The sequence below is a fragment of the Microbispora sp. NPDC046973 genome (genome assembly GCF_040644495.1).
Classification (GTDB): Bacteria; Actinomycetota; Actinomycetes; order Streptosporangiales; family Streptosporangiaceae; genus Microbispora.
This window is the reverse complement of sequence record NZ_JBEYWQ010000005.1, coordinates 118,904-140,015: the sequence shown is the minus strand read 5'-3', so window position 1 is coordinate 140,015 and position 21,112 is coordinate 118,904. Positions and strand designations below refer to the sequence as shown.

At 72.1% G+C, this 21,112-nt stretch carries 20 protein-coding genes; 5 read left to right on the top strand and 15 right to left on the bottom strand.

Annotation, left to right across the window (positions count from 1 at the left end; translation table 11 throughout):
* Window positions 1–240: 240 nt before the first annotated feature.
* The 7 genes from ABZ860_RS13000 to ABZ860_RS12970 are packed head-to-tail and all read right to left on the bottom strand — an operon-like array spanning window position 241 to window position 6,802.
* Entirely contained in the window at window positions 241–1,194 is a 954-nt protein-coding gene (locus ABZ860_RS13000) for a ribokinase (RefSeq protein WP_357219170.1), read from the bottom strand.
* A gap of 41 nt (window positions 1,195–1,235) precedes the next feature.
* Window positions 1,236–2,177: a nucleoside hydrolase gene (locus tag ABZ860_RS12995; RefSeq protein ID WP_357219168.1), complete on the bottom strand. Its 942-nt coding sequence runs from the start codon at window positions 2,175–2,177 to the stop codon at window positions 1,236–1,238.
* A 1-nt stretch (window position 2,178) separates the two neighbouring features.
* A complete protein-coding gene (locus ABZ860_RS12990) occupies window positions 2,179–2,928 on the bottom strand; it encodes a glutamine amidotransferase (RefSeq protein ID WP_357219165.1) in 750 nt (249 codons plus the stop codon).
* A 31-nt stretch (window positions 2,929–2,959) separates the two neighbouring features.
* Window positions 2,960–4,018, bottom strand: coding sequence for a phosphotriesterase-related protein (locus tag ABZ860_RS12985; RefSeq protein ID WP_357219163.1), 1,059 nt, complete (start codon window positions 4,016–4,018; stop codon window positions 2,960–2,962).
* Window positions 4,015–5,028 carry an ABC transporter permease gene (locus ABZ860_RS12980; RefSeq protein WP_357219161.1) on the bottom strand — a complete coding sequence of 338 codons (1,014 nt, stop codon included), beginning with the start codon at window positions 5,026–5,028 and terminating at the stop codon, window positions 4,015–4,017. Before ABZ860_RS12980 ends, ABZ860_RS12985 begins: the two co-directional genes overlap by 4 nt.
* Complete coding sequence (locus ABZ860_RS12975) at window positions 5,025–5,804, bottom strand: ATP-binding cassette domain-containing protein (protein WP_357219159.1); 780 nt, start codon at window positions 5,802–5,804, stop codon at window positions 5,025–5,027. The genes ABZ860_RS12980 and ABZ860_RS12975 overlap by 4 nt, the downstream gene beginning before the upstream one ends.
* A 17-nt stretch (window positions 5,805–5,821) precedes the next feature.
* Window positions 5,822–6,802, bottom strand: coding sequence for a substrate-binding domain-containing protein (locus ABZ860_RS12970; protein WP_357219157.1), 981 nt, complete (start codon window positions 6,800–6,802; stop codon window positions 5,822–5,824).
* A gap of 205 nt (window positions 6,803–7,007) precedes the next feature.
* Here ABZ860_RS12970 and ABZ860_RS12965 point away from each other — a divergent pair, with 205 nt between their 5' ends.
* The 4 genes from ABZ860_RS12965 (at window position 7,008) to ABZ860_RS12950 (ending at window position 11,276) form a co-directional block, all read left to right on the top strand.
* Complete coding sequence (locus ABZ860_RS12965) at window positions 7,008–8,024, top strand: LacI family DNA-binding transcriptional regulator (RefSeq protein WP_357219155.1); 1,017 nt, start codon at window positions 7,008–7,010, stop codon at window positions 8,022–8,024.
* Between the two features lie 17 nt (window positions 8,025–8,041).
* Complete coding sequence (locus tag ABZ860_RS12960) at window positions 8,042–9,130, top strand: M20 family metallopeptidase (RefSeq protein WP_357219152.1); 1,089 nt, start codon at window positions 8,042–8,044, stop codon at window positions 9,128–9,130.
* A 231-nt stretch (window positions 9,131–9,361) separates the two neighbouring features.
* Window positions 9,362–10,543 carry a cytochrome P450 gene (locus tag ABZ860_RS12955; RefSeq protein WP_357219665.1) on the top strand — a complete coding sequence of 394 codons (1,182 nt, stop codon included), beginning with the start codon at window positions 9,362–9,364 and terminating at the stop codon, window positions 10,541–10,543.
* Window positions 10,544–11,003: 460 nt separating this feature from the next.
* Entirely contained in the window at window positions 11,004–11,276 is a 273-nt protein-coding gene (locus ABZ860_RS12950) for a GlsB/YeaQ/YmgE family stress response membrane protein (protein ID WP_357219662.1), read from the top strand.
* 122 nt (window positions 11,277–11,398) lie between these two features.
* Here the strand turns inward: ABZ860_RS12950 and ABZ860_RS12945 are convergent, their stop codons facing one another.
* From ABZ860_RS12945 to ABZ860_RS12925, 5 genes are read right to left on the bottom strand one after another with little or no spacing between them, the layout of a single operon-like run.
* The gene (locus ABZ860_RS12945) at window positions 11,399–12,286 is read right to left on the bottom strand and encodes a BadF/BadG/BcrA/BcrD ATPase family protein (protein WP_357219149.1); all 888 of its coding nucleotides are present in this window, start codon (window positions 12,284–12,286) and stop codon (window positions 11,399–11,401) included.
* Window positions 12,283–13,284, bottom strand: coding sequence for a hypothetical protein (locus ABZ860_RS12940; RefSeq protein ID WP_357219145.1), 1,002 nt, complete (start codon window positions 13,282–13,284; stop codon window positions 12,283–12,285). Before ABZ860_RS12940 ends, ABZ860_RS12945 begins: the two co-directional genes overlap by 4 nt.
* Window positions 13,285–13,308: 24 nt before the next feature.
* Window positions 13,309–14,154 carry a carbohydrate ABC transporter permease gene (locus ABZ860_RS12935; RefSeq protein WP_357219142.1) on the bottom strand — a complete coding sequence of 282 codons (846 nt, stop codon included), beginning with the start codon at window positions 14,152–14,154 and terminating at the stop codon, window positions 13,309–13,311.
* Window positions 14,151–15,098, bottom strand: coding sequence for a sugar ABC transporter permease (locus ABZ860_RS12930; RefSeq protein ID WP_357219141.1), 948 nt, complete (start codon window positions 15,096–15,098; stop codon window positions 14,151–14,153). The genes ABZ860_RS12935 and ABZ860_RS12930 overlap by 4 nt, the downstream gene beginning before the upstream one ends.
* 3 nt (window positions 15,099–15,101) lie before the next feature.
* Window positions 15,102–16,397, bottom strand: a complete 1,296-nt coding sequence (locus ABZ860_RS12925; protein WP_357219139.1) for a sugar ABC transporter substrate-binding protein — start codon at window positions 16,395–16,397, stop codon at window positions 15,102–15,104.
* A gap of 105 nt (window positions 16,398–16,502) precedes the next feature.
* Here ABZ860_RS12925 and ABZ860_RS12920 point away from each other — a divergent pair, with 105 nt between their 5' ends.
* A complete protein-coding gene (locus tag ABZ860_RS12920; protein WP_357219136.1) occupies window positions 16,503–17,645 on the top strand; it encodes an ROK family transcriptional regulator in 1,143 nt (380 codons plus the stop codon).
* Between the two features lie 66 nt (window positions 17,646–17,711).
* Here the strand turns inward: ABZ860_RS12920 and ABZ860_RS12915 are convergent, their stop codons facing one another.
* The 3 genes from ABZ860_RS12915 to ABZ860_RS12905 are packed head-to-tail and all read right to left on the bottom strand — an operon-like array spanning window position 17,712 to window position 21,014.
* Window positions 17,712–18,476 carry an ABC transporter permease gene (locus ABZ860_RS12915; RefSeq protein WP_357219134.1) on the bottom strand — a complete coding sequence of 255 codons (765 nt, stop codon included), beginning with the start codon at window positions 18,474–18,476 and terminating at the stop codon, window positions 17,712–17,714.
* Between the two features lie 43 nt (window positions 18,477–18,519).
* Complete coding sequence (locus tag ABZ860_RS12910) at window positions 18,520–20,091, bottom strand: hypothetical protein (RefSeq protein WP_357219131.1); 1,572 nt, start codon at window positions 20,089–20,091, stop codon at window positions 18,520–18,522.
* Window positions 20,088–21,014: an ABC transporter ATP-binding protein gene (locus ABZ860_RS12905; protein ID WP_357219128.1), complete on the bottom strand. Its 927-nt coding sequence runs from the start codon at window positions 21,012–21,014 to the stop codon at window positions 20,088–20,090. The genes ABZ860_RS12910 and ABZ860_RS12905 overlap by 4 nt, the downstream gene beginning before the upstream one ends.
* Window positions 21,015–21,112: the final 98 nt, after the last annotated feature.

Sequence of the window (21,112 nt, the reverse complement as noted above, 5' to 3'; positions counted from 1 at the left end):
CTGCCCCTTCCTCGCGGCGGGCTGTGCCCGGCCCGGCCCGTACGGTCACCACGACCGGCCGCGGACGCGGCACGGGAGCGGCGCGGCGCGACGGGTCGGCGAGACGCTAACGCCCGCCGGGTGCGGTCCGAAGGCGGCTTTGCCTGCTCTTTCACTCGCTCTTGCTCGACATGCCTCTGCGCACTCCCGCACGACACGCCTCTGCCTGCTCCCGCACGCCCCTTCTCCGGCGGGGGACGATCAGCGGCCTCGGTCGCCCGGTTCCGCGACGCTGTGCAGGGCGACCAGCTCGTCCACCGCCTTCCGATCGGGCAGCGAGGGGCTGGCGCCGGGCAGCGTGGTCGCCAGGGCTCCGGCGGCCATCCCCCGCCGGATGGTCGTGGCGGTGTCGAGGCCCGCCGCGAGGGCCGCGCCCAGGGAGCCGGTGAAGGCGTCGCCCGCGGCGGTGGTGTCGACCGGGGTGACGGGGTAGGCCGGGAAGTGCCGGGTGCGCTCCGGGGTGACCGACAGGGCGCCGGCCGATCCGAGCGTGATGAGCGCGTGCCGCACGCCGCGGCCGAGGAACCAGGCCGCGGCCCGCTCGGCCGACGCGACGTCGACGACCTCCACCCCGGTCAGCGCGGCGGCCTCGCTCTCGTTGGGGGTGACGACGGCGACGTGCGGCCACACGTGGTCGGGCAGCGGCTGCGCGGGCGCGGGGTCGAGCACCACGGTCAGCCCGGCCCGCGCACCCGCTTCGGCCGCGTGGCAGGCGACCTCGGCGGGAATCTCGAGCTGGAGGAGCAGCACGCTCGCCTTGCCGCGCACGGCCCGGATGCTCTCGTCCACCATCTCGGCGCTGAGGTCCGCGTTGGCGAGAGGAGTCATCACGATGTCGTTCTCGCCCGACGCGTCCACTCTGATGTGCGCGACGCCCGTGCGGTTCTCGACGGCGCGGACCTCCGTCAGCGCCACGCCGTGGGAGCGCAGCGCCGACGAGACGATCTCACCGAACGGATCGGTGCCGACGCAGCCGACCAGCCAGGTGGGCGCTCCCGCACGGGCGGCGGCGACCGCCTGGTTGGCTCCCTTCCCGCCGAGGACCAAGGTGACGTCGTCGCCGAGAACGGTCTCTCCCCGGCGCGGGAGGCGGCGGGTGAAGGCGGTGACATCCGCGGAGATGCTCCCGACGACGACGACACCTTTCGGTTCCATGACGTTCCTCCTGTTTCAGGCTGTCAGTGCTGCGGAGACGCTCAGGAGGCCCGGCCGAGCGTCTCGATCGCGCCGATCATGAGATCCCAGAACCGGTCGCGGTCCAGCCCGGTCCCGACGTTCGCGTTGGGCTCCCAGTCCATGCGTCGGTGCAGGTCGGCCACGGTCGCTCCCCGGGTGTGCCGGCCGTCCAGCTCGATCCGCAGGCCCACCCGCTCGTACGTCAGGACCGTGGGATCGATCAGGTACGCCACCGTGATCGGGTCGTGCAGCGGCGGCGCGGGAAACCCCCACGTCTCGTGATAGGTGGAGCCGAAGAACGTGAGCAGTTCCACGCAGACGCGGGCGAGCGGGGTGCCGAGCGCCTCGATCCTGGCGAGCACGTCGGCGGTCACCAGCGCCTGGTGGCTGACGTTGAGCCCGACCCACGTCGTCGGCACGCCGCTGCCGAGCACCTCCGCCGCCGCCTCCGGATCGGCGTACACGTTGAACTCCGCGTACGGCGTGTGGTTGCCGCGATCCGTGGAGCCTCCCATGATCACGACTTCCCTGATCCGCTCGCGGTCCTCCGGATGGCGGCGGAGCAGCGTGGCGATGTTCGTCAGCGGGCCGATGGCCACCACGGTCAGCGGCTCGGCGGCGGCCGCCAGCGTGTCGTGGATGAGGTCCACGCCGTGGCGGGGGTCGAGCGGGACGCTCGGCTCCCCGAACGCCGGGCCGTCCAGGCCGCTCTCCCCGTGCACGTAGTCGCCGATCTCCAGCGGCGCCGCGAGCGGGCGATCGCAGCCGGCGGCGACCGGCACGCCGGTGACGCCGGCCAGGCTCAGCATCCGCCGCGCGTTGAGCGCGGTCTTCTCCACCGTCTGGTTTCCCGCGACCGTCGTGACCGCGCGCAGGTCGATCGCCGGGTGGGCCACCGCGAGCAGGATGGCCATGGCGTCGTCGTGCCCGGGGTCGCAGTCGAGGATCACCGGGATCGGCATGTCAGAGCTCCTTCGCGAGCCAGCGGACCGCACGGGTGAACAGGGTGCGGTAGCCGTCCCAGGAGACGAACTCGTCCGGGCACCAGTGCGGCGCGATGTCGGAGGCCCAGGCGAGCGTGCGGCCCTCCCCCGCCTGCCGTACGGCGAGCAGGGGGTCGCCGGCGACGGTCGCGAGCAGCGTGGCGTCCTCGGGCAGCGCGAACCGGTTGTAACCGAGCAGGTCGGGCCACTGGGCGGGGAGTCCGGCCACGATAGGGTGCGCGTCGCCGGCGAGCAGGCCGGGCACGCCCTGCGGGGTCTCGACGCGGTCGTCGTAGCGGGAGATCCGGGCGGGGAGCACCCGCTCGACCGCCGTGCCGGCGAAGGCGGCCTTGGCCTCGAAGCCCTGGAAGCTCAGGTAGCCGCCGGCCATGGCGAGGCCGCCGCCCTGTTCCACCCAGTCGGCCAGCAGGTCGATGCGGTTGACGGTCTTCTCGCTGGTCAGCCACGTAGCGGGGTGCAGCAGGATGCTGTTGGCCCCGATGTCGGAGAGCACGACCACGTCGTACGCCGCGAGCGCCTCGGGCGTGCCGGGGAACAACGCGGGCACGTCGTGCGCGGGCAGGTGGTCGACCTCGATGCCGTCGGCCACCAGGACGTCCCGCAGCGGATCGATTCCGGTGTGGTAGGTGGTCGTGGTGAACGAGTCGAAGCCCTTGAAGTGGGTCGACTGGCTCACCCACGATTCGCCGGCGACCAGCACGCGGGTCATGGAAATCTTCTCCTTCTGTTCGTGTGTGTGATCAGTGGCCGCGCGCGGCGGCGAGGAAGAGCTCGCGCGGGTTGTCCGCGAGCAGCCGGGTGGTGTCGCCGGCGGTCAGCCCGTGCCGGTGCAGGCGCGGGACGAAGTGGGTGAGGATGTGGGCGTAGCCGGTCCCGCCGTAACGGACGAGCATGGTCTTCAGGAACACGTCCTGGGAGAGCAGCACCCGGTTCCCGATCCCGGCGCGGACCAGCCAGGCCACCGCGGCGGCGTTCTCCTCGTCGCACGGGGACTGGCCCTCGCCCGGATAGAGGTAGTCCATGCCGCACATGTCGTAGCCGAGGTAGGCGCCGCGCAGGGCGAGGGACACCTGGTAGTCGCGGTCCGCCCCGCTGGGGTTGAGGTGCGAGAGCACGGTGCCGGCGAGCAGGCCGCCCTCCTCGGCGACGATGTCGAGCACGCGGTGGCCGTGCCGCACCCAGCCGGGGAGGTGGACCGAGAGCGGCACGCCGGTGCGGGCCTGCGCCCGGGCCGCGCCGCGCAGCACCTTCTCCTCCTCGGCGGTGAAGTCCGGCGAGACGCCGATCTCGCCGATCACGCCCGCGCGAACGCCGTCCACGCCCTCGGTCAGGTCGCGCTCGATCTCGTCGGCGACGTCCGCCGCGCTCATCTGGCGGACCCGGGCCGGATGGGTCTTCTCCAGGTAGAAGCCGCAGCCCATGACGACGTTCAGCCCGGTGGCGCGGGCGATCGCGACCAGCTCGGCGGGGGCCCGCCCGATCCCCTCGGGCGTCACCTCGAGCAGCGTGCGCCCGCCGCGCTCGGCGAACCTGCGCACCTCCTCGATCGCGGTCCCCGTGTCGTCCAGCGACACGTTGTCGCGGGAGAGGTACGGGTCGTTGCGCAGCCTGCCGAGGAACTCCAACCGCAGGCGGTCGCGGGCGATCAGCTCGCCCTCGGCGTCGCCCTCGGGCGCGGGGTGCCAGGCGCGGGCGCCGTCGTTGCGGAGGTGCTCGTGGCAGAGCGTGATCCCGAGGTCGTCGGGGGACACCGGGCCGAGCACGGTCGTCACGGCCGGAGGCCGGGAGGCGGAGGTCATTTGCGGATGGCTCCGAACTTCGCCCACACCTTGCTGTTGGCGAAGATGGCCAGCAGCAGGATGCCGCCCTGCACGATCTGCACGTAGAACGGCGAGACGTGCAGCAGCACGAGGCCGTTGGCGATCACGCCGAGCGTGAGCGCGCCGAGGATCGTGCCGAGCATGCTCGCCCGGCCGCCGAAGAGGCTGGTGCCGCCGAGCACGACGGCCGTGATGACCTCCAGTTCGAAGCCGGAGCCGGCGTTGGACGAGCCGGAGCTGAGCCGGGTGGCGATCAGCACGCCCGCCACCGCCGCCGCCAGGCCGGTGAGCACGTAGACGGTCAGCCCGACCTTCCGCGTGTTCACACCGGTGCGGCGCAGCGACTCGCCGTTGGAGCCGAGGCCGATGACGTAGCGGCCGAACGGCGTGCGGGTGAGGACGAGCCAGCCGACGAGCGCGATGATCACGGCGAGGATGGCCGGGACGGGCACTCCGGCGATGCGGCCCTGTCCGATCTGGACGATCCAGAGGTCTCCGTCGATGGGGGTCGAGTAGCCCTCGGTGGCGCGCAGCGCCGTGCCCCGCATGATCGACAGCATCGCGAGCGTGACGATGAACGGCGGGATGTTCTGGTAGGAGGAGAACCACCCGTTCACGAACCCGATCAGCGCGCCGAGCGCGAGGATCGCGACCAGGGCGAGGGTGGGGTTCCACCCGTGCTGCAGCACGATCGCGAGCAGCGACCCGGACAGCGCGACCGTGGATCCGACCGACAGGTCGATGCCGGACGTGCTGATCACGAAGGTCATCGCGGTCGCGACGACCAGCGTGGGGGCGATCTGCCGCAGCAGGTTGAGCACGTTGCCGGTGGTGGCGAACCGGTCGGCGGAGAACGCGAAGAAGATCAGCAGGACCACCAGCACGACCGCGATCGCGATCGTCTGCGCGTGCCGGCCGATGTGGGCGCTGGCCCGGGCCGACCTGGTGGTGACGACCCGCTGGCTGGTCCCGGTCTTGGTGGCGGTCACCGTCGCCTCCCCTCCTTGTCTTCCTCGTCGTGGGCGACGATCTCCGACACGAGCCGTTCGAGGCTGGTGCTCCGGGCGTCCAGGTCGGCCCTGAGCGTGCCCTCGTACATGACGCAGAGCCGGTCGCAGACCCGGAAGAGGTCCTGCAGGCGGTGCGTGATGAGGATCACCGAGACGCCCTGGGCCGAGACGGTCTTGATCAGTTCGAGGACGGTCTCGACCTCGGCGACGGCGAGCGCCGCCGTCGGCTCGTCGAGGATGAGCAGCTTGGGCCCGAAGGTCACCGCCCTGGCGATGGCGACCGCCTGCCGCTGGCCGCCCGACAGCCCTCCGACGGGGATGTCCGTCAGCGGGATCCGGATGTTCAGCGCGTCGAGGTGGCGACGGGCGTCCGCGTGCATCTTGCGGACGTCGAGCATCATCCCGCCGGCCTTGCGCGGCTCCCTGCCGAGGAACAGGTTCCCGGCGACGTCGATGTCGTCGCACAGCGCGAGGTCCTGGTAGACCATCTCGATGCCCAGCTCGCGGGCGTCTTTCGGGCTGGCGAAGGCGACCGGCCGGCCGTCGAAGACGATCTCGCCGGAGTCCGGCACGACGGCGCCGGCCAGCACCTTCATGAGGGTGGACTTGCCGGCCGCGTTGTCGCCGACGAGCCCCACCACCTCTCCCGGGCCGACGCGCAGCGTCACGCCGCGCAGCGCGTCGACCATTCCGTAGCGCTTGCGGATGTCGCGCATGACCACCCGGTCAACGCGACCCGCCTCTTGGTCGGTCATGCGAGTCCCTTCGCCGCTCACTTGAACGTGGCGCGGTACGGGTCGACGTTGTCCTTGGTCACGATCGTCACGGGCACGTCGATCTTCTTCTTCGCCTGGGCGCCGCCGATCAGGGCCTTGGCCTCCTTGACGGCCTCGTAGCCCTCGGTCTTCGGGTCCTGCTGGACCACCCCGGCGACGAACCCCTCGTCGATGCCGGTGATGGCCTCCTTGGTCAGGTCCCAGCCGAAGACCTTGACCCGGTCGGCCGCGTTCTGCGACTTCACCGCGGCGACCGTGCCGAGCAGGGCCGGCTCGCCGGTGGCGTACACGATGTTCATGTCGGAGCGGGAGGTGAGCAGGTTCTCCGCGGCCGCCATCGCGGCCTCCTGCTTGTTCTGCCCGTCGACGGTCTGCACGATCTTGGCGCCCGCGCCCTCGACGGTCTTGTTGAAGTCGTCCTTGCGGATGTTCTGGATGAAGGAGTTCAGCGCGCCCACCACGCCGATCTTCGGTGCGGTCAGGCCCTGCGCCTGGGCCCACTTGTTGACGAAGTCGCCCGCCTGCTGGGCCGCCGCGGCGTTGTCCACGCCCACCTGGGTGTCCACGGCGGGCGAGTCGACGATCGCGTCCACGGCGACGACCTTCAGCCCGGCGTCCTTGGCGATCTTCACGGCGGGCTTGATGCCCTCGACGTCGATGGCGACCACGATGACCGCGTCGAACTGCTGCTGGACGAAGTTGTCGACGGCCTCGTTCTGCTTGGCCGGGTCGTCGTTGGCGTTGAAGATCGTGAGATCGACGTTCGCCTCCTTCGCCGCCTGCTGGGCGCCGGCGTTCATCTCGTTGAAGAAGATCGCCTGCTGGTTGATCTGGACCAGCCCGACCCGGGGCCGGTCTCCGCCGGAGCCTCCGGAAGCGCCGGAGTCGTCCGAGCCGCCACAGGCCGCCGCCAGCAGGCCGGTGGCCAGGATCGTCGTCGCCGCTGTCAGGCGGATGAGCCTCGTGGATCGCGCCATGAGAGATGAGCCTTTCGGGGGGGCGGGAAGGAGTGAGATCGATTGGGTAATCGATTACCCGAGTTTCGGGCATGCTAGTGGGACCAAAAAAGCACCGTCAAGGGTGCGTTTTCCTCACAGAACCTCTATCGTTCCTGGTGATCCTGGCGTCACAAAGGTCGACAAGGTCGATCGTTGGCAAAGATCAAGGGAAATCGATTACACGATGGGCGTGACGATTCACGACGTGGCACGAGCGGCCGGCGTCTCCGTGGCCTCGGCCTCCCGTGCCCTCTCGGGGCGGCGCAAGGTCACGCCGGAGATCGCCGAGCGGGTGGCGCGCGCTGCCGCCGAACTGGGTTACCAGCCGAACGCGGTCGCCAAGGCGTTGCGCGACCAGACCACCGGCACCATCGGCATGGTCGTCCCGGGCATCGGCAACCCGTTCTTCACCACGATCGTCGAGGCCGTGGAGCGCGAGCTGCAGAACTCCGGCACCGACCTGCTGCTGTGCGCGTCCCAGTACAGTCCGCAGGTCGAGGCCCGCAGGCTGGAGACCCTGCTGGCCCGGCGCGTGGACGGCCTGATCATCAGCCCGTGCGACATCGAGGCCAGCGTCCCCGCGGTGCTGGACGCGGCCCGCCGGGTGCCGCTGGTGCAGGTCGACCGCTACATCGAGGGCGGCGGGGCCGACTGGGTGGGCGTGGACGACGAGGCCGGGCTGGCCCTCGCGGTCGAGCACGTGATCGCGGGCGGAGCCCGCTCGGTGGTCTTCGCGGGCAGCCGCCTGGAGAGCTCCTCCGCCCGGTTACGGCTCAGCGGGTTCGAACGCACCGCCGCGCGGGCCGGCGTGGAGGTCCTGCCGCCGCTGCTGGGCGAGTTCACCCTCGAATGGGGCGTCGAGGCCGGGCGCAGGCTGCTCGACTCCGGCCGGCTGCCGGACGCGGTCGTCTGCGCCAACGACGAGATCGCCGTGGGCCTGGTGCGGTCGCTGCGGTTCGGCGGGGTGCGCGTCCCCGAGGACGTGGCCGTGGTGGGGTTCGACGACGTGGGACACGCGACGATGTGCGACCCGCCGCTCAGCACCGTGCGCCAGCCGGTGGAGGAGATGGCGGCGGAGGCCGTGCGCCTGCTCGGCCAGGTCAAGGCCGGCGACCCCCGGCCCGCGCAGCGCATCGCCATCGCTCCACGGCTCGTCGTGCGGCAGACCAGCCGGCCGGTGGCGGCCGGCGTCGCGGAGTAGCTGAGGAAGGAGGCCGCGTGAACGAGGCGGTCGAGCTGGCACGTGAGCTGATCAGGATCGACTCGGTGGGCGGGGGCGAGGCCGCGGTGGCCGGCCCGATCGCGAGACGGCTGTCCGACGCCGGTTTCGCGGTGCGCACGCACGAGCACGCGCCCGGCCGCACCGGGCTGGTCGCCCGCTGGGGCACGGGCGAACCGGTGACGCTGACCGGGCACCTCGACACGGTTCCGCTGGGCGGGCAGGCGTGGCGGCACGCGCCGCACGGCGCGGAGATCGACGGCGACCGCCTGTACGGGCGTGGTTCGAGCGACATGAAGGCCGGCGTCGCCGCGCTGGTGGTCGCCGCCGAGCGGCACGTGCGCCGCACCGGGCCGAAGGCCGCCCTGGAGATGGTCTTCACCGTGGGCGAGGAGACCGGCTGCGAGGGCGCGGCCGGCATGGTGTCCGCCGGGCTCGTCGGCAGGTCGCGCGCCCTGCTGGTGGCCGAGCCGACCTCCAACCGGGTGCTGCTCGGGCACAAGGGCGCGCTCTGGCTGGAGGCCACGACGCGAGGCATCACGGCGCACGGCTCGATGCCGCACCTGGGCGACAACGCGATCTACAAGCTCGCCCGCGCGATCGGGGCCGTCGAGACGTTCGACCCCGGGGTGCCCGACCACCCCTGGCTCGGCCCGTCCACGGTGAACGTGGGGACGGTGCGCGGCGGGATCAACGTGAACTCCGTGCCCGACCTGGCCGCCGCGACCATCGACCTGCGCACCGTCGCCGGCCAGGACCACGGACGGCTCCGCGAGCGGCTGCAGGCCGCGCTCGGCGACGAGGCGACCCTCGACGTGCTCGTGGACCTGCCCGCGATCTGGACCGAGCCGGACGACCCGTTCGTCCGGGCCCTGGTCGAGGCGGGGGCGGGCGCGCCCGGCGACCGCCCGGCGGCCAGCTACTTCACCGACGCCTCGGTCCTCGCCGCCGCCTGTGGCGGGGCGCCCACGGTCGTCTGCGGCCCCGGCGAGCCCGAGCAGGCGCACGTCACCGACGAGTACTGCCTGGTCCATCGGATCGAGGAGGCCGTCGAGATCTACACCGCCGCCCTCGGACGGTTCTCCTGATCACGTGACCGGCCCGGCGACCGGCCGGACGGCAGCGGACGACGCCGCCCGGCCGGGCCCGGCACCACAGGGATCCGTCGTCGCCGGGATCGGCCGACCGGCGGTCCGGCCGCCTGCGTGGCCGCCACAGTCGTGTCACGATTGTCCACGGCGGGCACCGGACGGTTATGGTCGGTTTGTGGCAAGGTGATCATCAGGCTTCCGGTGACCCGAGGAGGTCGCGTGCGCGACATGTCCCCGCCCCTGCACATGCGACGGGACGGATTCCATCCCGCCCCTGAGCTCTCCACGCTGCGGAACGAGGAGGGGGTGGCCCGGCTCCGCACCGTCTTCGGCACCGACGCCTGGCTGGTCACCAGATTCGAGGATGTCCGCACGGTGCTGAGCCATCCCGAGCTGTTCAGCAACGCGCTCGTGCCTCCGCTCCGGCCGCCCGGCGCACCGCCGCCCAGCGAGGAGGAGGCCGCCGCGATGCGCGCCGGCAACCTGCTCGGCTCCGACCCGCCCGAGCACACCCGGCTGCGCCGGATGCTCACGGCCGAGTTCACCGTCCGCCGCATGCGCCGGCTGGAGCCCAGAGTCCGGCAGATCGTCGACGACCATCTGGACGCCATGGAGCGCGGCGGACCGCCCGCCGACCTGGTGACGGACTTCGCCCTCCCGGTGCCCTCCCTGGTGATCTGCGAACTGCTGGGCGTGCCGTACGCCGACCGGGACGGCTTCCAGGGGACGACCAAGCGGATCCTGGACGTGTCCCTGTCTCCGGACGAACGCGCGGCCGCGGCGGCGGAGTCCAGGGCGTACATCGCAGGCCTGATCAAGACGATCCGCAACGATCCCGGTGAGGACCTGCTCGGAATGCTCGTACGCGAGCACGGCGACGAGCTGAGCGACGCCGAACTCACCGGCATCGGCAGCCTGCTGCTGCTCGCCGGGCACGAGACCACGGCCAACATGCTGTCTTTGGGCACGCTCGCCCTGCTGCGGCACCCCGACCAGCTCGCGCTGCTGCGCGACGAACCGGACCGCGTGGACGCCGCCGTCGAGGAACTGCTGCGGTGGCTGAGCATCGTGCATTCCGGGACGGTAAAGATCACTACGGCCGAGGTCCGGCTCGGCGATCGGACCATCGGCCCGGGCGAGACCGTCATCTGCTCCCTTCCCGCCGCCAACCGCGACCCGGGGCTCATGCCGAACCCGGACGACCTCGACATCCGCCGTGAAGTCATCGGCCACGTCGCGTTCGGACACGGTATCCATCACTGTCTCGGCGCTCCCCTGGCCCGCATGGAGATGCGGATCGCGTTCCCCGCCCTGCTGCGCAGGTTCCCCGGCCTGCGACTGGCGGGCGAGCCCGTGTTCCGCTCCCTCACCGTCGTCCATGGCCTGACCACGATGCCGATCGCCTGGTAGGCGTCCCGCTCACCGCCGAGCACCTGGCCTCCCGCGTGCAACGCCGGGCAGCCGGCCCTCCGCGTGCAACGCCGGGGGCCGGCTCTCGCTCGTGACGGACGGGACCGCGAATAGGAACTCGTCCATCCGTCCGTCCGGATTCGAGACCTCGCCGGCAAATGCTGCCGGCGGCCGGCTATTTCACCGGCGCCTCGGTCCTCACCGCCGCCGCTGGCCCCCGAGGAACCGGCGAAGGGCGTCCTCGGCGTCATCGAGAGTCTTGGGACCGCCTGACAGCGACAGGCGACCGGTGACGCGGTGAACAGCGTGACGTCCCGCCGGGACGGAGGTCGCGCATGCTCTGACGGCCTGTGTGAGCTGGACGAACACGGCGATCGGCACCATGCTACCGATTCGTTATGTGTCCGAACCGGGCCGTAAGGGCACAAGCTGGGACAGCGAACCATGGGAGCGTGAAGTAATGGCCGTAACAGGCATCATTTCCGCCATAATCATCGGGCTTGTCATCGGCGCGCTCGGCCGGCTCGTCGTACCTGGACGTCAGAGCATCCCGATCTGGCTGACCATCGTGATCGGCATCGTCGCCGCCCTCATCGGCACGGCGATCGCCGGAGCCCTGGGCGTCGCCGACACCCGCGGCATCGACTGGATCGAACTGATCATCCAGGTGGTTCTCGCCGCGGTCGGAGTCATCCTGGCCGCCAACCTGTACGCCCGGCGCCGCCTCGACTAGATGTATGTGCTTGTGCCCTGGTGGCCCCGGTCCGAGGTATCCGGACCGGGGCCGCTTGCGTGTACCCAGAACAGGCATCGCCCCGAACGCGTCACCGCCGCCGGGGTCAGGGCAAGGCCCGGTCAGGCCTGCGGAGCGGCGAGGAGCTCCCTGGCCAGCCGCACCGCGCCGTCCACGGGGTCGGCGTCGAGCAGCATGACGGGGAGGTCCGGGTGGCTCTTGCCCAGCGCGTCGGCCAGGGCGGTGAACAACGGAGGTTGCGTGGTGAGCACCCCGCCCGCCGCGACCACCGCCGCGGCCGACGCCCCACGGGAGATCAGCGTCTCGACCAGCTTCGCCAGCGCCCGTCCCCCCTCCTCGATGACCTGCAGCGCGACCCCCGATCCCTGCTGGGCCGCCCGGAAGACGACCGGAGCGTGACGGCCCCACTCCTCCGCGCTCGGCGAGCGGGTCAGCGCGTGCGACAGCCCCGGCACCTCGTCCGCGTGGAAGGCCGCGAGCAGGCCCCGCGCCAGCTCGTCCGGAGGCAGGCCGGCGTCGTGGCGCAGGCAGGTGGCGCGCACGGCCTCGCGTACGAGCCCGGCGGCCGATCCCTCGTCACCGAGAGCCCATCCCCAGCCGCCGGCGAGGAGGGGCTCGCCGCCGGGACCCGTGCCCGCGGCGACCGACCCCGTGCCGGCGATCACGCCGATCGCGCCCGGGACGCCGGCCGCGTGCGGCAGGAGGTGGGCGTCGTTGACCACCCGCACCGGGACCGCGAGCCTCGCGCTCAGCAGGTCGCGCAGCCTCCGGCACAGGGACGCGCTGTCGCATCCGTGCGCGCCCACGCCCAGGGCGTCGTACGGCACCCCCCACGCGCGCAGGTCCGACACCAGCCATTCGGCCAGGTCGTCCATGTCCGATCCCAGGTCGCTGGGCACCACGCGGTCCGCGACGTGGCCCTCCTCCCCGGCCGCACGCCAGTGAGTCTTCGTCCCGCCCACGTCGACGCCGACGGCCACGCCTCTCACGCGTTCTCCACGGCGAGGGTGTCCACCTTCGTGTCGTCCATGGAGAACAGGAACTCGCCGACAGGAACGTTCCGCGCGGCGGCCACCTGGACGACGAGCCGCTGGAGCACGCTGTTCTCGATGATCGCGCGGGCCACCGGGGCGAGGCGCGGGATCCGCACGTGCGGGACCTGCGTCGCGCACGGCCCGACGTAGAGAACCCGGTGGCCGGCCTCGGCCAGTTGCAGGGCCAGCGCCGCCTCGCGCTCGTCCCCGATCACGATGTGCGCGGTCCGGCCGGCCGACTCCATCGGCCCGTGGAGATACTGCCGGGTCTCGTACGCCGTGGCGGGAAGCCGGCAGGCCTCCCGCAGCATCAGCGCGCCCTCCTCGGCGGCGGTCAGCGAGGCCCCGGCACCGACGACGTCGGCCGCCACGCTCTGCGCGACGTCCTGCACGAGGACGTCCACGGTGTCCTCGGCCCGCCCGGCGGTCTCGTCCAGGCGGTCCGCCAGCGACTGCCAGACGTCGGCCGGCCCGCCGAGCGCCCACGCGTCGGCCAGCATCCCGAGGGCGGCGAGCGTGACGGTGAACCCGGAGGTGGACACCTTGGAATCGGGCACCGTCCCGCAGCTCAGCACGGTGCCCGCCAGTTCGGCCAGCGGTGACTCGGCGATGTTGACCACGGCCAGCCGCCGCTCCGCCTCCACCTCCCGCAGGGCGTCGATCGTCTCCGCGCTGCGGCCCGACTGGGACACCCCCGCCACCAGGTCGACGTCGGCGGCGGGGATGGCGGCCGGGATCTCCCCGTATCCGGCCCTGCCCGCCCAGATGCCGTACGCGCGCAGCTGGTGCACGCAGGCCGCGAGGGCGGCGTGGCTGGCGCCCATGGCCACGAACAGCGGGCGGCGCGGCGCGGGCCAGGAGCCCGTGAGCTGCGCGCGCAGGGTGCGCACCGCGGAGGCCAGCGCCTCGGGCTGCCGGTCGAGCGCGTCGGACATGGAGATGTCGTGGGACATCGAACCTTCTCTCACAAGCGAGGGTTACTTGACAGCACCCGCGGCCAGCCCGCGGGTGATGTGCTTCTGGAAGATCAGCGCGATGAGCACCGGCGGCACGGCGGCGAGCAGGCCGCCCGCGGCCATCAGGCCGAAGTCGAGGCTGTAGCGGCCGGTGAACTCGGCCAGCGCCACGGGGACCGTCTTCGACGCCGGGGACGAGGTGAAGATGAGTGCGTAGAAGAACTCGTCCCACGCCATGAGGAACGCCAGGAGTCCGGCGGAGATCAGGCCCGGACGCGCCACCGGCAGCACCACCCGGATCAGCGCGCCGACCCGGCCGCATCCGTCGATGCGGGCGGCCTCCTCGAGTTCGGCCGGCAGGGCGCGGAAGTAGCCGGACAGCAGCCACAGGACGAAGGGCGTGGTGAAGGAGCAGTAGACCACGACGAGCGAGGTCCGCGTGTCGAGCAGGCCGAGCGCGGCGCCGGTCATGTACATGGGCACGACGAGCGCCAGCGGCGGCATCATGTACGTCAGCATGAAGACGAACAGCACCAGCCCGCGCCCGGGGAACCTCAGCCGCGCGAACGCGTAGGCGCCGAGCACGCCGGTCACCAGGCTCACCGCGACGCTGCACCCGGCGACCACCAGCGAGTTGACCAGGGCCACGCGGAAGTCGCCCGCGACCCCGCCCGCCGCCTGCGTGAAGATCGCCGCGTAGCGGTCCAGCGTGGGCGAGTCCGGCCACAGGTCGGGCGGCTTGCCGAGCAGGCCGGCCTGCGGGGACACGCTGGCGAGCAGCAGCAGGGCGAACGGCCCGAGGACGACGGCGGCCAGCAGCGCCCCGCACACATACATCGAGGGCCGGTAGAAGCGGGAGGGTCTCACGCCGTCGCCCCCGAATCGGTACGGAGCATGCGCAGGTAGACCAGCGACAGCACGAAGATGAACAGCACGGTGAGGTAGGCGGCCGCGGAGCCGAGGCTGAACTCCTGGTTGGAGAAGGCCTGCAGGTAGGTGTAGAAGGCGATCGTGGTGGTCCCCGAGTCGGGGCCGCCCCTGGTCATGATGTAGATGATGTCGAAGACCTTGAACGCCTCGATGGTGCGCAGCACCAGCACCACCGCGATCGCCGGTTTGAGCATCGGGATCGTGATGGACAGGAACCGGCGCACCGCCCCGGCGCCGTCCATGGCCGCCGCCTCGTAGACGTCGTCGCCGATGGTCTGCATCGAGGCGAGCAGCAGGATCGCCACCAGAGGCGTGGTCTTCCAGGCGTCGACCAGCGCCACCACGAACAGCGCCTGCGTCGGGCCGCCGATCCAGTCCTGGTAGGAGTCGAGCAGGCCGAGGTTCATCAGCAGGCCGTTGAGCGCGCCGTACTCGGGGTGGAGGATCCACCGCCACATGTTGGCGCTGACGATGGTGGGCAGCGCCCACGCCAGGACCACCAGGCTGCGGAAGAACCACTGACCGCGGATGCGCTGGTTGAGGAACTGCGCGAGCAGCAGGCCGACCACGAGCTCCACCGCCGTGGAGAAGACGGTGAACACCGCGGTGCGCCACACCGTGGCCCAGAACTCGGAGTTCGACAGCAGCGCCGTGTAGTTCGACAGCCCGGAGAACGTGAACTCGGTCTGCAGTGCCGAGGTGGCGTCGACGAGGCTGAGCACCAGCGTGCGGCCCATGGGATACAGGACGACGCCGAACACGACGATCATCGCCGGGGCCAGCAGCGCCAGGGCGAGCGGCCACTGGCGTTCGACCTTCCCCCGTCCGGCCCCGGCCGCCGGCGGAGCCGTGGGTGCGGGGCGCCGCAGTGTCAGGGACACCGGTCAGCCCCCGATGACGCGGTCGACCTTGGCCGCGGCCTCGGACAGCGCCTGGGCCGCGGGTGTGCCGCCGACCAGGCAGGACTGCAGCCCGGCCTGGATCTCCTGGCTCACCGCGTTGTACTGCACGACCTGGGGGCGCTCGATCAGCGAGCCGTACTGGGCCTTGTCGGCCGCCACCAGCGGCGCCTGCGCCCCGCTCGTGAGCTTGGGGTCCTCGTAGGCGCTGTTCCACACCGGCAGCGACCTTTCGACGTACTGGAGCTGGTTGTCCTTCCCGCACAGGAAGGCGACGAGCTGCCACGCGGCGTCGGGATGCCTGGAGGTCGCGGTGACCGACAGGCCCATCGACCCGTCGACCGCCGGGCCCTGACCGCCCGGTCCCTTGGGGCTGACCGCGGGCTTCAGCTCTCCGACGATCTTCGACTGCTTCGGGTCGTTGGATTCGCTGTACATGTAGTCCCAGTTGAGCGCGATCGCCGCGTCGCCCTGGACGACGACCTTCTTGACGTCGTCCTCCAGCAGCTTCGTCGAGGAGGGCGCGCTGAGCCCTTCGTCGAGCGTGCGCCTCATCCACTCCAGCGCCCGCAGCCCGCCGCCCTGGTGGAAGGCCGCCTTGCCCGCGTCGTCGAGGAAGCGGCCGCCGAACGCGCCGAGAAGCTGCGCGTAGTCGCAGATCATCGCCTCGGCGTGCGCCCAGCTCCACACCAGCGGATGCTCGACGACCTTCTTGGCCTTCAGCGTCCTGGCGGCCTCGAGCACGCCGTCCCAGGTCGACATCGCCGTCTCGTCGACCCCGGCGTCCTTCAGCATCCGGGTGTTGTAGAAGAAGATCTTCCCGCCGGGGATCCACGGCATCCCGTACCTGCGGTCCTTGTAGGTGACGGAGCCGAGCGTGCCGGGCAGGATGTCGTCCAGCCAGGCCTGCTCGTAGCGGTCGGTGACGTCGAGCAGCATGTTCTTACTGGCCAGCTCCGCCGGCCAGATGCAGTCGATCAACACGACGTCGTACGTGCCGGCCGGGGCCGAGATGACGATCTTGTCGTGCAGGGCCTCGTACGCGACGAAGGTCGGCTGGACCGTGATGTCCGGGTGGGCCTTCCGGAACGCCGCGAGCATGCCGCGGATGTCGTCTTCGCTGTAGCTGGCCTGCTTCATGAACAGGGCGTTCAGCGTGACGGGGCCCGAGGAGCCGCCGCTGCCGCGGGAAGGTCCGGACACGGCGCAACCGGGCAGGACCGCGGCCGCGCCGAGGGCCAGCGGCAGGCTCAGAAGCCTCCGGCGTGAGATCGAGTGCATAACCAGCCTCCAGTTAGTTAGGTCATTTACCTAACGAAGTGGGCTAGGATATGTCAAGGGCAGGTACGAAAGGATCAAGTGGAAGCGGGAGCTGCGGGGATCGGGATGACATCACTGAGCACGAGCGCGCGGGCGGTGCTGGCGGAGCTCACCCGGCGCGGCCGGGCCACCCGCCCTCAGATCAGCCAGGCGCTGGGCCTGTCCAAACCCACCGTCTCCACGGCGATGTCCGAGCTCGAGGAGCTCGGCCTCGTGCGGGAGGACGGCTCCGTCCAAGGGCACACCGGCCGGTCGGCGCTGCTGTGGCGCATCGGCGAAGGGGCCGGTCACGTGCTGGGCGTCGACGTCGGCGTCACCCGCACGCGCATCCACGCGCACGCGCTGAGCGGCGAGCGGCTGCTGGGCGTCAGCCGCGACGTCACGTCCCCGGCGTCCCGGTCCGGCACGGCGGACCTGACGGCCAGCGCCGACGCCGCGGGGGCGCTCCTGCGCGAGACGCTGCCGCGGCTCGGCGACAGCGGGCCGCTGCGGCAGATCGTGATCGCGCTCCCGACCGTCGTGACCGACAGGGACCCCGCCGCCGCCTCGCAGTCGCCCGAGGTGCACGACATGCTGAAGGCGCTGTCACTCCCCCCGGCCCCGCTGCTCCTGGAGAACAACGTCAACTGCGCGGCCGTCGCCGAGGGGAACCTCGGCGTGGCGCAGGACGCCGCGCAGTTCGCGTACGTGCAGGCGGGTGTGCGGATAGGCGCGGCGCTGGTCATCGGCGGACGGCTGCTGCGCGGGGCGTCCGGCTGGGCCGGCGAGGTCGCCCACCTGCCCTTCCCGTGGGACGCCGGCCGGGAGCCCGTCCCCGAGGGCCTGGAGCGCTTCCTCGGCGCCGAGCACCTGCTGCTGCGTACGGCCGCCGCGTGGCCGGCGTCGGAGGGAGCCCCGCCCACGAGCGCCGAGGAGCTGTTCCGGCGGGCGGGCGAGGGCTGCCCGCCGGCGCAGCGCGCCGTGACCGAGCACGCCACGCAGGTCGGGCGGCTGATCGTCGCGGTCGTCGCGCTGCTCGATCCCGGCCTGGTGGTCCTCGGCGGCGGGGTGGGCTCCAACCCGCTCCTCGTCCAGGGTGTCCAGGAGACCCTGAGCACCCTGTCCATCCCCGTCGAGATCCGGCGGAGCGGTCTGGGAGCGACGGCCACCGTCGAGGGCGCCGCCGTGCTCGCCCGCGAGCAGGCCCTGCACCGCCTGATCCACGCCTGAACGGCCCCGGCGGCGAGCACGCCGGCCCCTTCGCGACCCGGGATCGGCGGTCGCGGAGGTCGTCCGCTAGGCGTCGCGCGCCCGCAGCAGCAACCCGCCGCAGAGCAGCGCCGCGACGGCCCACGCGGTCAGCACGCCGAGCCCCGCCCAGGGGGTGAGGGGGAGACCGCCCAGGCCGGTGGTGGCCTGGATGGCGAGCCCGGCGTTCATCGGGGAGATCCGCCAGAGCAGCCGCTGCCAGTCCGCGTCGCCGATCATGAGGATGAGGGCGGGGAAGAGATAGAGCAGTCCCAGGACGACGCCGATGCCGGCGCCGGAGTCGCGCACGGCGGTCGCCGCCCCCAGGGCGAACAGGGCGATGAGCACCAGATACAGGACGGAGCCGAAGGCGGCGCGCAGCATCGGGCCGCCGGTGAGGAGGAGCAGGCCGGGCGGGAAGCCGCGATCGAGCAGGATGGGTCGCGCCGCCAGCACGGAGGCGAGCACGGCGGCGGTCCCGGCGATCAGGGTCAGGCCGGCCAGGACGATCGCCTTGGCGGCCAGGACCTTGGCGCGGTGGGGCATGGCGGTCAAGGTGAGCCGGATCATGCCGCTGCCGTATTCACCGGCGACCGCCTGGACGGCCAGGATCGCGACGACCGCCTGGCTGATCTGGACCCCGAAGAGGCCGATCTCGGCGGGGTCGTAGCCGCACCCCTGCCTGTCGCAGGAGACCACGGCGGAGGCGGCGGCGCCACCGGCCGCGGTGAGCATGACGGTGGTGGCCAGCAACCATCCGGTGCTCGTCATGGTGCGCAGCTTGGTCCATTCCGCGTGCAGGTGCGCTCTCATGCCGATCTCCCGTCCGTGGGGCCGATGTGTGGACCACGAGGTGTCATGCGTCGGTCCTGCGGAGCCGGAGGACGGCCGCGCCGAGGGCGAGCGCGGCGTAACCGGCCGGCATGGCGAGGCCGGCCACCGGCGGCAGCGGGTAGAAGCCGGCGATGGGCGCGTAGTGGCCCAGCACCTGCGGGTATTCGGGGATGCTCTGCTGGACGGCGAAGCCGGCCGCCGGAGTGAGGCGCAGCAGCCATCGCGCGGCGGTGTCGGGCAGGACCGAGGTGGTCGCGATGACGTGCGGGAACACGATCACCACGACGGCGGTGACGACCGCCGCGACACTGCGGCGCAGCAGCGCGCCGAGGGCCAGGGCGAGCACCGCGGCCAGCGCGAGCAGCGCGGCCATGCCGGCCACGATGCGCGCCTGGGTGAGCAGGGACACCGGCAGGACGGCGTTGCCGTTGGCGCGCAGGATTCGTCCTCCGAGCACGAACGTGGCCGTGGTGGCGGGCAGGGCGGCGGCGAAGGTGACCAGGCCGAGCGCGGCGGCCTTGGCCAGCAGCGTCCGGCCGCGGCTCGGGCCGGCCAGCAACGTGGTGCGGATCAGTCCGTGCCGGTATTCGGCGGTGATGAACACGACCGCCACCACGATGACGACGACGAGGGCCGTCAGGGCACTGCTCAACGGGCGTTCGACGGCCGGGCCTTCGACGGCCGGCGCGATGTCGCCGACACCGGTGACGGAGAAGCCGCCGCCCGATCGGCCGGCGCGGCCCGGATGGTGGATCGACCCGTCGGGGTCGACGGTGGCGCCGATGTCGTCGTAGCGCCAGGTGCGCGCCCCGGCGCCCTCCACGGTGACCTGGTCGAACTCGCCGGTGGCCTCGGTGAAGCGCTCGGCCGCGACGGACCCGCCGAGATCTCCCCGGGTGACCGTCAGGTCGCCGGGAGAGGTGGCGAACAGGCCGATCCGGACGGTCTGCGGGAGTCCGGCCAGGGTGGCGGTGCCGACGCGGGTCCAGGTGGTGCCGTCGGCCGACTCGTAGCCGGTGAGGACGTCCCCGGAGCGGACCAGTCGCAGCCAGCGCGGAGACTGCGGGGAGACGCCTCCCGGCCGGCCGGCCGTGTCGTGGATGAAGTCGTGCTGCATCCGCACTCCGTGCCCGCCGGTCATCAGCACCGCCGCGTACGACGAGCCCTGCTCGGTGCTCTTCTTGATCATGACTCCGGCCTTGGCCCACGGCACGACCCCGGTGACGAGGTTGCGTTCTCCCGGCGTGACGTCGGGTTTGCGGATCTGGCCGGTCAGGGAGGTGAGGCGGGCGGTGATGCCGCCGTCGCCGGTCAGCGGCCGATGTACGAAGAAGAACTTGTCGTTCACCGCTTGGCCGTCCGGTCCCGTCAGCGGTGGCGGGCAGGTGATCTCGGCGCCGCCGGCGCCGCCGCACGAGGCGTGGCTGCCGGCCGCGGACAGCAGCCCGAGCAGCACCATGACCAGCGCTGCCGCGGCCATGGTGACGACCCAGCCGCGTACCGTGCGGAACTTGGTCAGTTCGGCGCGCAGCAGCCGGTGGAAGCCCGCGCGCTCCGCCCGCGCGGCGGCGCGGCCGGGCGAGACCGGGATCATCGCGCCGCTCCCCGGTACTCGACCGCCTCGCCGGTGAGGTCCATGTATGCCTGCTCCAGCGTCACCCGATACGTCGCCACCTCCGAGAACGGCACCGCGCCGGCGTTGAGTACGGCCACGACGCGCTCGGCGGGCAGTCCGGAGACGACGAGCGTGTCGCGATCCGCCACGGCGACGGCGTCGACGGCGGCGCCGGCGCGGGCCAGCGCCGACACGGCCTCGGAGCGTGCCGCAGTACGCACCGTGACCCGGCCGCGGGAAGCGGCCGTGATCAGCTCGGCCACGCCGGTGTCGGCGATGACGCGGCCCCTGCCCACCACCACGAGGTGATCGGCCGTGTCCTGCAGTTCGCTCATGAGGTGGCTGGAGACCAGCACCGCCCGCCCTTCGGCGGCCAGCGACCGCAGCAGGCCGCGCATCCACACGATGCCTTCGGGATCGAGGCCGTTGACCGGCTCGTCCAGCAGCAGCACCGGCGGGTCCCCGAGCAGCGCGACGGCGATGCCGAGCCGCTGGCGCATCCCCAGCGAGAACCCGCCGGCCCGGCGCCGGGCCACCGGCCCGAGGCCGACCAGCTCCAGCACCTCATCCACCCGGCGGCTGCCCAGTCCCTGAGAGTGCGCCAGCCACAGCAGGTGATTGCGGGCGGTGCGGCTCGGCTGCAGCGCGCCGGCGTCCAGCAGCGCGCCGACATGGCAGAGGGGCGTGCGCAGGCTGGTGTACGGCCGGCCGTCGATCAGCGCGTGGCCCTCGTCGGCGGCGTCCAGCCCGAGGATCACACGCATGGTGGTGGACTTGCCCGCCCCGTTCGGCCCGACGAAGCCGGTGACCTGGCCGGGCCGGACGGTGAACGACATGCCGTCGAGGGCGAGAGTGTGGCCGAACCGCTTGCGCAGCCCGGCGACTTCGATGGGTGCCTGCATGCGACCGTTGTACGGACACCGGCCTAAAACGGGCCGAACACCGCCTGTCACACTGCTGTTAGGTCACGCACCCCGGCACCGACGGCGCCGGCATCACC